The 13,337-nt window shown below is 36.5% G+C and carries 9 protein-coding genes and 1 pseudogene; 3 read left to right on the forward strand and 7 right to left on the reverse strand.

All coding sequences use genetic code 11. The features are described 5' to 3' along the window. Positions 1–115: 115 nt before the first annotated feature. Positions 116–2,551: a phosphoenolpyruvate synthase gene (ppsA, locus tag NG743_RS07975; protein ID WP_257121825.1), complete on the reverse strand. Its 2,436-nt coding sequence runs from the start codon at positions 2,549–2,551 to the stop codon at positions 116–118. Between the two features lie 335 nt (positions 2,552–2,886). Between ppsA and NG743_RS07980 the strand changes: the two genes are divergently transcribed. Further along, on the forward strand, positions 2,887–3,165 hold the full coding sequence (locus NG743_RS07980) for a hypothetical protein (protein WP_035083202.1): 279 nt from the start codon (positions 2,887–2,889) through the stop codon (positions 3,163–3,165). Positions 3,166–3,329: 164 nt separating this feature from the next. On the opposite strand, the pseudogene NG743_RS07985 reads toward NG743_RS07980, so the two are convergent. The 3 genes and pseudogenes from NG743_RS07985 to ileS all read right to left on the reverse strand — a co-directional run bounded on the left by NG743_RS07985 (position 3,330) and on the right by ileS (position 7,770). Then, positions 3,330–3,912 (reverse strand): annotated as a pseudogene (locus NG743_RS07985) (Uma2 family endonuclease). Positions 3,913–3,968: 56 nt separating this feature from the next. Continuing rightward, positions 3,969–4,574 (reverse strand): Uma2 family endonuclease, encoded by a 606-nt coding sequence (locus tag NG743_RS07990; protein ID WP_027404102.1) that lies wholly within the window; start codon positions 4,572–4,574, stop codon positions 3,969–3,971. 178 nt (positions 4,575–4,752) lie between these two features. Continuing rightward, positions 4,753–7,770 (reverse strand): isoleucine--tRNA ligase, encoded by a 3,018-nt coding sequence (gene ileS, locus NG743_RS07995; RefSeq protein WP_257121826.1) that lies wholly within the window; start codon positions 7,768–7,770, stop codon positions 4,753–4,755. Positions 7,771–7,934: 164 nt separating this feature from the next. Between ileS and NG743_RS08000 the strand changes: the two genes are divergently transcribed. Together NG743_RS08000 and NG743_RS08005 are read left to right on the forward strand one after the other, a co-directional pair. Beyond that, on the forward strand, positions 7,935–9,128 hold the full coding sequence (locus NG743_RS08000) for an AAA family ATPase (protein ID WP_027404100.1): 1,194 nt from the start codon (positions 7,935–7,937) through the stop codon (positions 9,126–9,128). After that, complete coding sequence (locus NG743_RS08005) at positions 9,128–9,910, forward strand: DUF4276 family protein (protein ID WP_035083200.1); 783 nt, start codon at positions 9,128–9,130, stop codon at positions 9,908–9,910. Before NG743_RS08000 ends, NG743_RS08005 begins: the two co-directional genes overlap by 1 nt. A gap of 24 nt (positions 9,911–9,934) precedes the next feature. Here NG743_RS08005 and NG743_RS08010 read toward each other — a convergent pair whose 3' ends face one another. The 3 genes from NG743_RS08010 to NG743_RS08020 all read right to left on the reverse strand — a co-directional run bounded on the left by NG743_RS08010 (position 9,935) and on the right by NG743_RS08020 (position 13,276). Beyond that, on the reverse strand, positions 9,935–11,239 hold the full coding sequence (locus NG743_RS08010) for a hypothetical protein (RefSeq protein ID WP_257121827.1): 1,305 nt from the start codon (positions 11,237–11,239) through the stop codon (positions 9,935–9,937). Positions 11,240–11,403: 164 nt separating this feature from the next. Continuing rightward, entirely contained in the window at positions 11,404–11,946 is a 543-nt protein-coding gene (locus NG743_RS08015) for an REP-associated tyrosine transposase (RefSeq protein ID WP_027404097.1), read from the reverse strand. Positions 11,947–12,499: 553 nt separating this feature from the next. Next, positions 12,500–13,276, reverse strand: a complete 777-nt coding sequence (locus tag NG743_RS08020) for a DUF5131 family protein (protein ID WP_193964917.1) — start codon at positions 13,274–13,276, stop codon at positions 12,500–12,502. Positions 13,277–13,337: the final 61 nt, after the last annotated feature.

Genomic DNA, 13,337 nt, shown 5'->3' on the forward strand with positions numbered 1-13,337 from the left:
TGAAAAATTCTCTCCTAACCTCCTTCCTCTGTGTCCTCTGTGCCTCTGTGGTTAGATAAATTATTTTCAACCCACTTCAGACACAGAAAGCGCAGATTTTCGATTCACCTATTACTTATTCCCCTTTTTCTGCTTTCGCAATTTCTAACATTGTCTTAATCACAGAATCAGGGTTGAGACTAATAGAATCTATACCTTGTTCAACTAAGAAACGGGCAAATTCTGGATAATCGCTGGGTGCTTGTCCACAAATACCAATTTTGCGACCATTTTGTTTAACAGTAGTTATGGCTTTGGCAATTATTCGTTTTACAGCTTCGTTGCGTTCATCAAATAAATGGGCTACTAATTCAGAATCTCGATCTAATCCTAATGTTAATTGGGTTAAATCATTAGAACCAATGGAGAACCCATCAAAGACTTGGCTAAATTCATCAGCTAATAAAACGTTACTTGGTAACTCGCACATAACGTAAACTTCTAAGCCATTTTCGCCTTTGACTAAGCCATTTTTTGCCATTTCCTCTAATACCCGTTTTCCTTCTTCGGGAGTGCGACAAAAGGGAACCATGAGAATCATATTGGTTAAACCCATTTCTTCTCGTACCCGTTTCATGGCTTGACATTCTAAGGCAAAACCTTCACGATAACGAGGATCATAATAACGGGAAGCACCACGCCAACCAAGCATGGGATTTTCTTCTTTGGGTTCAAATTGTCTACCACCTAAGAGGTTTGCATATTCATTACTTTTGAAATCTGATAATCGGACAATTACAGGTTTGGGATAAAATGCTGCGGCAATTGTGCCGATACCTTGCGCCAATTTAGCAATAAAGAATTCGGCTTTATCTTCATATTGTGCCGTTAATTCGCTAATTTTATATTTGGCAAGTTCGTCTTCTAATTCGTTAAAATGTAGTAATGCTAAAGGATGGGCTTTAATATGGTTAGCAATGATAAATTCCATTCTGGCTAAACCAACACCATCATTAGGAATTGCTGTCAAACCTAAAGCTTCTTCAGGATTACCCACATTCATCATAATTTTGGTGCGGGTACGGGGTAAGTTATCTAATGGTAATTCTTGAATTTCAAAGTTTAATAAACCTGAGTAAACTTGACCGGTTTCCCCTTCGGCACAGCTAACAGTAATCTCTTGTCCTGTTTGTAATATTTCTGTTGCATTTCCACAACCCACAATAGCAGGAATACCCATTTCTCTAGCAATAATTGATGCATGACAAGTCCTCCCACCAGAGTTAGTGACAATAGCACTAGCTTTTTTCATAATCGGTTCCCAGTCGGGGTCTGTGCGGTTAGTAACTAACACTTCTCCGGCTTGGAAGAGATGAATTTCCGGCACATCTAGAATTACTCTAGCTTTACCTTGACCGATCATTTCGCCAACGCTGCGACCTGTTAACAAAACTTGACTTTTTTCTTGGAGTTGATAACTTCTGAGAACGGTTTTTGATTTTTGTGATTGAACTGTTTCTGGTCTAGCTTGGACGATAAATAACTCACCAGTTATGCCATCTTTTGCCCATTCAATATCCATTGGGGTGGATATTCCCCGAACTTGGGAATAATGATCTTCAATGATATAAGTCCATTCCGCTAGTTGGAGGATTTCTTGATCATTTAGGGCAAATTGATGCCGTTCAAGTTGAGGAACGGAAATATTTTTGGTTAATTTTGATCCGCCTAGATCATAAACCATTTTAATTTCTTTTGTTCCCAACCGCTTTTGGAGAATGGGTTTATATCCTTTTTTTAAAGTTGGTTTAAATACTAAATATTCATCTGGGTTAACTGCACCTTGGACTATATTTTCACCCAAACCATAAGCAGCGGTAATTAAAGCGGCATTTTGAAACCCTGTTTCTGTGTCAATGGAAAACATGACTCCAGAAGATGCTAAATCAGAACGTACCATTTTTTGGACACCGACTGATAAGGCTACTTCAAAATGATCGAAACCTCTTATTTGTCGGTAGGAAATTGCCCTGTCTGTGAAAATAGAGGCAAAGCATTTATGGCAAGATTCTAATACACCTTTGATGCCATGAACATTCAGGTAGGTTTCCTGTTGTCCCGCAAAACTAGCATCTGGTAAGTCTTCGGCTGTAGCACTAGAACGAACAGCTACATCAGTATTAATATCGTATTCTTCACAAAGATTTTGATAGGATTTAGCGATCGCTTCCTGTAATTCTAGCGGAAATGGGGTTTCTAGCATCAATGATCTGGCTTTTTTGCCACATTCTTGCAAATTATCCATATCTTCGACATCTAAATCTGCAAAAATCTTTCGCAGTTTTGCCTCTAACCCAGCCGCAGTAATGAAGTATCTATAAGCATAAGCCGTAGTCGCAAATCCCGTGGGAACTTTTACCCCTTGAGAACTTAGCTGTTGAATCATTTCGCCTAAAGAGGCATTTTTACCACCTACTAGGGGAATATCCGCAATTCCTACGGCATTAAAGGGTAATACTAAAGCTTCTTGTGTAATTTGGCTATTTTCTTGGTTGCGTTTAATTTCCAACATATTCTGAGATTCCTTAAATAGCTACTGTTATTTAATTCAGAACCCATTCTGTTTATGCACGGACAGTTTAAAGATGTTGCGAGGATATAGAGGAGGGGACGGGATTTACTACCAGATGTCTCACCCATTTAAGATTACTCTAGTTTAGAATGTAAATAAATATAGAGGCAATATAGCGAAATATTACGTAATATATTGTTCTTGCAAATATTCTCACAATCCCCCCATCCTTGAGAGTTAAAATTCAGGAATGTACATAAGAAGTTTTATTTTATCTCAATTCATTACATGACTACATTTAGCCAAACGCTTGCAAAGAAGGACTTAAAACTATTATGCCTCAATGCCCTTGTTGTTCCGATTCACTCTTACACCATATTCGTGGCACTGAATCTTATTGGTTTTGCCGCAGTTGTTGGCAAGAAATGCCTGTATTAACTCAACGTCACACTGCTAATGTCCCGAAACCGATTTTAGCAAAACTAGCTAAAAAAATCGCCCTACCAGAACATCGTCTCGGTTCTCATGGTTTGATTCAACCAAATTCTTTCCAATCAAGATTAGAGGGAAACTGGGATAGAGACATTGTAAGCAACGTTCCTAGAGAATTTTAATTTGTAATTTGTGGTGAAAATTTTCTCGCTAAAGCTGGAATACAATTTACGGCGTTGGTGAATTGGGGTATGAAAGTCGAAAATTCCATCTCTCAAACTCTTACTCTCTGCGCCTCTGCGTGGAATAAAATCATACTTTTACTCAGCAACACCCAATTTATTTATTACCAAATCAGACTTAAATCTAAAATAAATCCGGGTAATAAATCTTCACCAGTTAATGTTTGAGGATTATCCAATTCTTCCACAGCTTGACCAGGACGATAAATAAATACTTTACGTTGTTTTCTATCAATTAACCAAGCTAATTTAACGCCATTATCTATATATTCTTGCATTTTCTCTTGTAATGGTTTTAAATTGTCGCTGGAAGAACGTAATTCAATGACAAAATCAGGTGCAATAGGAGCAAATTTATTCTGTTGTTGTGGGGTTAAACTATCCCAACGTTCTTTTTTTTATCCAAGCAACATCAGGAGAAATATCTTTTCCATTTGGTAGTTTAAAACCTGTGGAAGAGTCAAAACCTTTACCTAATTTTGTTTGTTTATTCCAAATTCCTAATTCCACAGCAATATCAAAGTTTCTATTTCCCGTATCGCTACCAGTTGGTGGCATAATTATTAATTCCCCTGCTGCTGTGCGTTCAAATCTCAAATCACGGTTATTTTGACAGAGTTGGAAAAATTCCTCATCTGTTAAATTGATATTTAGTGTTAGCTGAGGAGGTAAAGTCGTGGTATTCATTGAATATTACACTTTTGTTCTATTTTTTGTCAAAAAGATTGAAGCACATTTATTGATTACCAAATCTGACTTAAATCTAAAACAAATCCGGGTAATAAATCCTCACCAGTTAATGTTTGGGGATTATCTAATTCTTCCACAGCTTGACCGGGACGATAAATAAATACTTTCCATTGTTTTCTATCAATTAACCATCCTAATTGTGTACCATTATCTATATATTCTTGCATCTTTTCTTGCAGAATCTTTAAATTATCAGTTTCTGAACGCAATTCAATAATAAACTCAGGACAAATAGGCGCAAATTTTTTCCTTTGTTCTGCTGGTATTGCTTCCCATTTTGTGCGGTTTATCCAAGCTGCGTCAGGAGAACGGACTGCACCATTGGGTAAGGTAAAACCACCACTAGAACCAAATCCTACTCCTGTACCGTTTTGTTTTGTCCAAATACCTAATTCACCAATTAAATTAAAATTACGTTCACCTGTTTCTAAATCTGTAGGTGACATAATTAATAAATCTCCAAATTGATTACGTTCAATTCTTAAATCACGGTTTAATTGACAAAACTCAAAGAATTGCTCATCACTTATAATAATATTTGGTTGCATTTTCAAAACCATTGGTAAGGTTTCTATAACTACAGTTGTTTGAGTTTTCATAGTTTTTGTTTTCATATTATTAGGACTTACACAAAATATCCTCAAAACCTCTTTCCTCTGTGTCCTCTGTGCCTCTGTGGTTAGATATTCCGTGATTCGTGCGTAAGTCCTGATTATGTATGATAGGGAAAACATTGTTGCGTGTAGGGGTTTAGCATTGCTAAACCCTTACATGATTTTAAAATTCTCCAGCTAAAGCGGGAATACAGCGTTCACACAATAATGGATGTTCTGCTGATTCACCCACATGGGGAGAATAGTTCCAACAGCGATCGCATTTGTGATATGATTTTCCATCATGTTCGTAATCTGCGGCATTAACCACCCCAATATCCCAATTATCCTCACCTTGAACCCGCAAAGTTTTTAATCCTTTTAATGCGTCAGGAGTATCTAATAATTGCACACTGGAAGTTAGGAACAAATACCGTAATTCATCAATTCCATTACCGCTAACATTCAAAGGTTCGATAGCAGTGGATAATTTTTCATCACTCAGATAAATCAAAGCAATAGCTTCTAGAGAAGAACCAATTAACTTTTCTGTCCGTGCTTGTTCTAAAACCTTATTAACATCACCACGAATCCGGCGCAGTGTTTTCCAAAATTCCGCTAATTCAGGATTATCCCATTTATCATCCACTTGCACCCAACCAGCTTGAAACACTGATTTATATTGTGTTTCGTAGGGGATAAATTGCCAGATATCCTCCGCAGTATGACACAAAACAGGGGCGATCGCTCTGGCTAAATTCTCCAAAGCAATTTGCAACACCGTTTGACAACTACGACGACGGAAAGCATCAGCCGAACTGATATATAATCTATCCTTCGCAACATCTAAATAAAAGTTCGACAAATCCACAACACAGAAATTCTGCACAGTTTGGAAAAAGCGGAAAAACTGGAAACTATCAAAAGCGTCCGTCACCTCATTAAACACCTCACGAATGCGGTGTAACATATACTTATCCAAATCTGGTAAATCATCAAAAGCTACAGCATCCTTCTGAGGATCAAAATCATGCAAACTCCCCAATAAAAACCGCGCTGTGTTGCGAATCTTATTTCTGACATCAGCTAATTGCTTGATGATGTTACCACCCAACCGGACATCACCAGAATAATCAACCGAAGAAACCCACAACCGCAAAACATCCGCACCATAAGCAGGTTGTTGTTTTTGGTTAGTCCCACCTTGAATCATCAATTGAGGGTCTACCACATTCCCCACAGATTTGCTCATTTTTCGTCCATTTTCATCCAAGACGAAACCATGAGTTAACACAGTTTTATAAGGTGCAATGCCATTAACCGCCACACTGGTTAACAAAGATGATTGAAACCAACCGCGATGTTGGTCAGAACCTTCCAAATACATATCAGCAGGATAGCGTAACTCCGGTCTTTGCTTCGCTACTGCCGCCCAAGAAGAACCAGAATCAAACCAGACATCCATTGTATCTGTACCTCGGCGGTAAGTCTTGCCATTATGGCGATATGTTTCCGGTAACAACTCCTCTACCGACAACTCCCACCAAGCATCAGAACCCTTTTCGGCAATGATAGCTTGAACGTGGTTAATCGTGTCCGCATTCAGCAAAACTTCCCCAGTCGCTTCATCATAAAACACGGGAATCGGCACACCCCAAGAACGTTGACGAGAAATACACCAATCGGATCTTTCTGCTATCATCGGCGTGATGCGGTTTTCACCTTGCGCCGGAATCCAACGCACAGATGAAATAGCCTTTAAAGCCTCCTCCCTAAATCCTGCCACAGAAGCAAACCATTGTTCAGTAGCGCGGAAAATCGTCGGTTTCTTCGTTCTCCAATCATAAGGATACTTGTGAGGATAAGCTTCCTCCTTCAACAGAGAACCAGCCTCGCTTAAAGCATCAATAATCGCTTGATTACCCTCACCCAAAACATTCAAGCCAGAAAACTTACCAGCCTCATCCGTAAAATTCCCACTATCATCAACAGGGGCAAGAATCGGCAAACCGTAACGCTGACCAACAATGTAGTCTTCTTGACCATGACCAGGAGCAGTATGTACCAACCCAGTCCCCGACTCAGTAGTGATATAATCACCACCAACCACCACTGGACTTTCACGGTCAAAAAGAGGATGACGATAAATAGTATGTTCCAAATCCTTCCCTGCGAACTTGGCTTTTACCGTTAACTCACAATCCAAAACCGCAGCCAACCTATCAACCAACTCAGCCGCCACAATCAGATATCGAAACCTCACCCCCTCAGTCCCCCTCTCCGCAAGCAGAGAGGGGGAGGTAAATTCTTCATTTCCTGCTTGTGGGGTGGAAGCAACTTCCTCTTTCTCATCCCCCCTCCTCGCTTGCGGGGAGGGGGTTAAGGGGTGGGGTTTTACTTCCACCACCGCATATTCCAACGCAGCATTCACAGCCACAGCCAAATTACCGGGGATAGTCCAGGGTGTAGTAGTCCACACAGCCACGCCCAAATCAGGCAAGAAGCCATCTAAATTAGCTTCTAACCCTTCAGAAACCCTAACGACCGGGAAAGCGGCGTAAATACTGCGAGAAACGTGACCTTCAGGGTATTCTAACTCAGCTTCTGCTAAAGCGGTTTTAGAACTAGGACTCCAATGCACTGGCTTTAAACCGCGATAAATATAACCTTTGAGGAACATTTCCCCAAATACGCCAATTTGCGCGGCTTCGTATTCCGGTTTTAAGGTTAAATAAGGATTTTCCCAATCTCCCCAAATCCCATAGCGTTTAAAGCTTTCTCGTTGTTCGTCTACGGTCTTCAGTGCGAACTCTTTCGCTTTTTGACGCAATTGCAAAGGAGTGAGATTTTGCCGTTCTGCCTGTTTCATATTTTGCAGAACTTTCAACTCAATGGGCAATCCGTGACAATCCCAGCCAGGAACGTAGCGAATTTTACGACCTTGTAGCAAATGGTAGCGGTTAATAATATCTTTGAGAATCTTATTTAAAGCATGACCAATATGCAACTGACCGTTAGCATAGGGAGGACCATCGTGCAGTATAAATAATTCGCCAGGATTGTTTTGTGCCAGTTGAGAATAAATGTTGTTTTCTTCCCAGAATTTTTGGATTTCGGGTTCGCGCTTGATTGCGTTTGCCCGCATATCGAAGTTAGTCTTGGGTAAGTTGACGGTATCTTTGTATTTTCCAGTTTCGGTCACAGTTTCATGCCTAAATGTAGGTGTGCAGGTTATCCGATCAATTATAGGAGATTGGCATGAAAACCAAAATTCTCTCTTTTGCTCACATTGAAAGAGATATATAAGAAATGCTGCCGTAATCTATGATAAAATTAACGCGTTAATAAATGGTAATGGTATTGTTAATGCCTAATAAACTAAATCATTTACACATCAAAAATTTTCGCTCCCTTGCGGATATTCATATTACACCTAGTAGTTTAAACATTCTTTTTGGTCCTAATGGAGCAGGAAAATCAACATTTTTAGATACAATATGGTTCATTAGAGATTGTGCAATTAGAGGTGTTGATTCTGCTGCTTCTTTTAGAGATCATGGTATTGGTATTCTGTGGGATGGAGCAAATACAACTGATAATATATTAATTTCCATAGAAGATGAATCAACTAAATATGAGGTTTTATTTGGTTTATCTGCTGGGAGAATAGAACCTTTTGTTGGTGAAAAATTAGTTAGAAAAAATAATAATGAATTACTAATTGATAGAACTATAGGTAGTGATAAAGCCACATTTTATCATCTTGGCATGGGACAAGATAAAACTACTATCACTCTCAGAGAACCGGAGAAACTAGCCCTCACTAGCTACGTAGCTTTTGGGACAAGTGATATAACTGCATTAGAGTTAGATAGATTGTTGCGTGCTGCTCGTTCCTATCATTTACGAGGTGCTTCTTTATTTAGTCTCAGAAGAGCAGGTTCAGAATCAGAAGCGGGTGATAGATTACAAGATAGATGTGAAAATTTATGGTCTGTTTTGAGAAATTTGCATGATAGACGAGTGATTGATGAAAGATACGATACTATCATGAATTTTATGAAAGAAAGTTTCCCTGGTTTTGATGGTTTGTATTTTGAACAAACTGGAAGAAATGTGGTCTATGCTAATTTTTTAGATAAAAAAAGACGTAAACCAATACAAGCATCAGGAGTATCCGATGGACATCTTCAAATGTTAATTAATCTGACTGCTTTATTTTCTGAAAAGCCTAATGGTTATTCATTAATTTTATTAGACGAACCTGATATATCTTTACATCCTTGGGCGTTAGCAGTGTTAGCAAAAGCTGTGAAACTCGCTACCGAAAAATGGAATAAACAGGTTTTTGTATCAACCCATTCTCCTGTACTCATTAGTCAGTTTGCACCAGAAAATATATGGGCAATGGAACTTGATAAAAATGGTCAAACTATGATGAAACGGGTTAGCGAAATAGAGGAAATACAAGATTTATTAGAAGATTATGCCACAGGTTCTTTGTATATGGCTGAAGCTATAGCACCTCAAAGTAAAGCTTTTACTGAGGAGTTAAAATAATGAATCAAGAAAATATAAATAGCAACCAACCATGCTATTTTTTTGAATTTGGATTATTTGTAACAGGGGAAACTGAAGAACAGCATCTACAAGATTTATTTAAAACTTTGATGGAAACTGGTATATGTACATTTAAAGTTATACATCGTATTGGACAACTTAACCCTATAACTTCCAAAAAAAAGAATTTAAAAATGGTTGGAATGGGTAAGATCATACCTGATAAAGATGCTGAAAAAATTGGATTTCCAGCCAGAGAGTATCTGTCTGAGAACCCATGTAGATATGTATTATTAGTAGATGATTTAGAAAATGATAGAGTAGCTCAAGCAGAACAAATTTTTCTACGATATCAAAATGCTTTAGATACCATTTTAAAAAATCAAAAACATCGTGCTTCCTTTCATTTTCTGGTTAATATGATTGAAGCTTATTACTTTGCTGATGCACAAGCTATCAATACAGTTTTAGGCACTTCTTTAACAGATTATCTTGAAGATGTTGAAACTATTCCTCACCCGAAAAATCAGTTAAAATCATTACATCGTGGGTTTGACGAAAAAGAAGATGGAGGTAAAATAATCAAACATTTGAGAGTTGAACATATTCTATCTCGTTCTGATACTTGTGCATCACTGCGAACTTTATTTTATTGGTGTTATAAAGTTTTGCAAAAATACCCAGAACCAGATGTTTTAGAGCTATTCCCTGTAGAACAGTATCACTTTCATGGTGGTATTTTAAGTGATATTACAAGACAGCAATTAGAAGACATTGAATAAAAAATTAGAAATACATCAATATTTTTATTCTTGTAGATTCTGTTCTTGATTTTTCAATGTTTCAGCTTGCATAGTTCGCGCTTTCGCAATCGTGCGACAATGATTAATTAACTGATAAACTGGGTTTTTTCCTCTATCAACAATTTCCTGCAATAAATCTTCAACTTCTTTATTCCAAGTTCCTCTCCCCGCAGCTTCATACAATGCTTTCTGTAAAGATGTATGTGCTTTCTTTCCAGTTCCAACTTGATCAACATTTTGCGGTAACTGATCTTTATTTCTAACTATTTGACTATTGATGTTATTATTAACTATGGGTAATTCTTTTTTAAACTCCACATCAAATAATTGAGAAAACTGCTTTGCCATTGCATCTATTGATGAAGCAAAATTTGTCCAAACAATAGCAGGAAGAAATGGAATTTGTCTATCTGTCCATAATTCCTTGTAAATTTGCCAATCTTCTATAGCTTGTAGTTCACTAGATTTAATTTGTAATGGATAATTTTTGTCATTGACTTTAACAATTAAATCCCATTTGAATTTAATATCAGCAATACTATTTTCACCTGTGGGATAAGCTGTAATATTTTCTAACTTTTCTAAAGCTAATATAACTCTTTTAACTGAAGCATCACCAATTTCATATTCAGGGGTATCTGTAGAATATAAAGTATTAGCACTATAGTCTTTACAAACAACATCTAATATTCTTTTGGGTATGGGATAAAGTTGATCATTTCCATAAAAACCAAAATTACCTTCTGGATCTTCATATCTTGGAAATGGTAAAGGTTTTCCTGCTTCTGGAAGCCAATAAACTTCTTTTTTGATTTCAAATAAAATCGGATTAATAACTATGTTTAAATACGATTCTTCTTTGATTTGAATAACTTGGTAATTGCTGGTATTAATTCTTGATATATCAAAATATAAACTCAGCGTTAATTGTTCATCTATGCTTTCTATTTCTGATACTAAATCATCCCATTGCGAATAATTATCATCAATTTTATATCTAATTTTAGTAGGTAAATATGTTTGATGATTATAAACTTGTGGCTGACTTAAATCTAAGACATTACCATTTTGTAAAGCTAGTAAATTCTGAGTTATTGATTTATCGAGATATTCATAATCAATAATTTTCTGAAAAGGAATAATCCCACTATAAATAGTATCTCCTACTCGATTCTCTAGTGTGGAAATACTGCCCCCTGCTCCTTTAAATGTACAAATAATATTCCTCATACCTCCATGTATAGTATTTCTACTTTCATTTAGGTTGGGTTTAATTCCTAATCTAAGTTCAACAATATTATCTAACATAAACTGCATATTCAAAGAACGCAAATTATCCTATCATATTCTGATAAATGTAGCAAATGTAGGTTAGGTTGTTCGCGTTAGCGTTGCGGAGCAATGGAACGAAACCCAACATCACCCATTGGTATTTTAAAATTAATGTTGGGTTTCATTTCATTCAACCCAACCTACTCGTTGCCAATATCATCATCAAAAATAATTTCCTCACCCGCACCCCACATTATGTCATACATACCTTGACGCACAGCACGGTGAAAACTTGAATATTCCCAATCCTTTGGTGCTGTTACCAAACCATGTTTCACAGAATTATAATGAATATATTCAACGTGATTTTGAAAATCAATTTCATCTCTAATTAAATGTTCCCAAAAACGATATTGCCATATGGCCCGTTGTTTTTTATTTTTTCTAGATACAGATATATTTTCTGGAGAAATAGTTTCACATTTACGACTAAAATAACTTTTAATTAACCGCCAACGGGTAGAAAAATCCTGATCATTTTCTGGTAAAGTCCAAATACAGTGGAGATGATCAGGTAAAATAACAATAGCATCTATAATAAATGGATGTTTCTGCATTACATAACCAAAAGCATCTCTTAATAAAGAAACATTTTTTGGTAAACATAATATTTTTTGTCTTTTCTCTGTCACCACTGTAAAAAAGTATGTTCCTCCTGCCACATTGGCGCGGCGATATTCCATACTATAAATATCCTGTGATTAAAGTTGTGTTTTATAATCTTGATTTTACCCCGTAGGTTGGGTTGACGCAAGGAAACCCAACATTAATTATAAAACGAAGCGCAACCCAATATTAATTATAATATATCAGTGGTTGGTGCTACCCAATTTTCATATTCTAAATTAGTGATATTTTGAAAGTGTTTAATATTAGCAGTAATTAAAACGCATTTATTATTAATTGCTGATGCTCCAATCAGTAAGTCAAGGGGAGTAATTAATAAACCTCTTTGACGTAAATCTTGATAAATAATACTGGCAACATTAGCTGTATGACAGCATAAGCTTGTTGTAAGAGATTAGTCATAGTTTTTTGTCGCCATTATCAAAAACTTTGGTAAGTTGATAAAACTAGATTCATTTTATCACAAATATTTTATCTTTCATAAGAAAACTTTATTTTTTATTAACTGTAAATATATTTTAAATAAAATTGTGTTTTTTACTACAGAACCACCTGTTAATGAACGAATAAAAAATACCTTTGGAGATTTTGTTAAAGTTACATTTCCACCTAAGCAGTAAGTTGCAAACTTTCTTTTTTTAATGATAGTTTTCGTGGAGATTGACCCCATTTTTTCTGATGTTCTTGCCAAGCTTCTGGCATTTCATCCCATATTCTACCATCTAATAACTTACCACCAGCTTTAGAAGTTCTACCACCGATTTGCTTAAAGAAAAATGCAACTTCTGCTTTTTGGCATTGGTCACGAATGTCTTCAGCCCATTCAATATTCATTGGACGATGTTTTTGACCAGATTCTCCACCAACAATGACCCAATCAATATTTGTGAGGTCAAGATTTAATGAACCTAACAATGGTTCACAGGAAAGGAAACGCACATTTGCAGGAACTTGACGAAGTAAATCAATACGAGAAACATAACTTTGATTTTCCACTGATACACCTAACCAGATATTTTTATGAAAGTCTAGATGTGGTGATAATTCAACTAATCTTTCAGGTCTTTTTGTTAATATTTGATATATATGATGAGGTGTAGCATGAATCACTTTAAATACCTTTTGAATAAAATCTAAAGGTACTTCTTCATGAAAAAGATCACTCATTGAATTAACAAATATTCTACTAGGAGTACGCCATTTTAAAGGTTCTGTCAATCTTTCTGGATGTAGAGTTAAATCAAATCCATTTTTAAAATTATTAGGAAAGCGTTTAGTAATAGCTTCTGCGTAGCAATGCACACAACCTGGACTAACTTTGTTACAACCAGTTGTAGGATTCCAAGTTTTATCTGTCCACTCAATACCTGTGTTTATACTAGACATGATGATTTAACCTTAGTTAGTTATGAATTTTGTAAGTTATCTGGATTTGATGTTTTTAATT

Source organism: Dolichospermum heterosporum TAC447 (assembly GCF_024584745.1).
GTDB lineage: Bacteria > Cyanobacteriota > Cyanobacteriia > Cyanobacteriales > Nostocaceae > Dolichospermum > Dolichospermum heterosporum.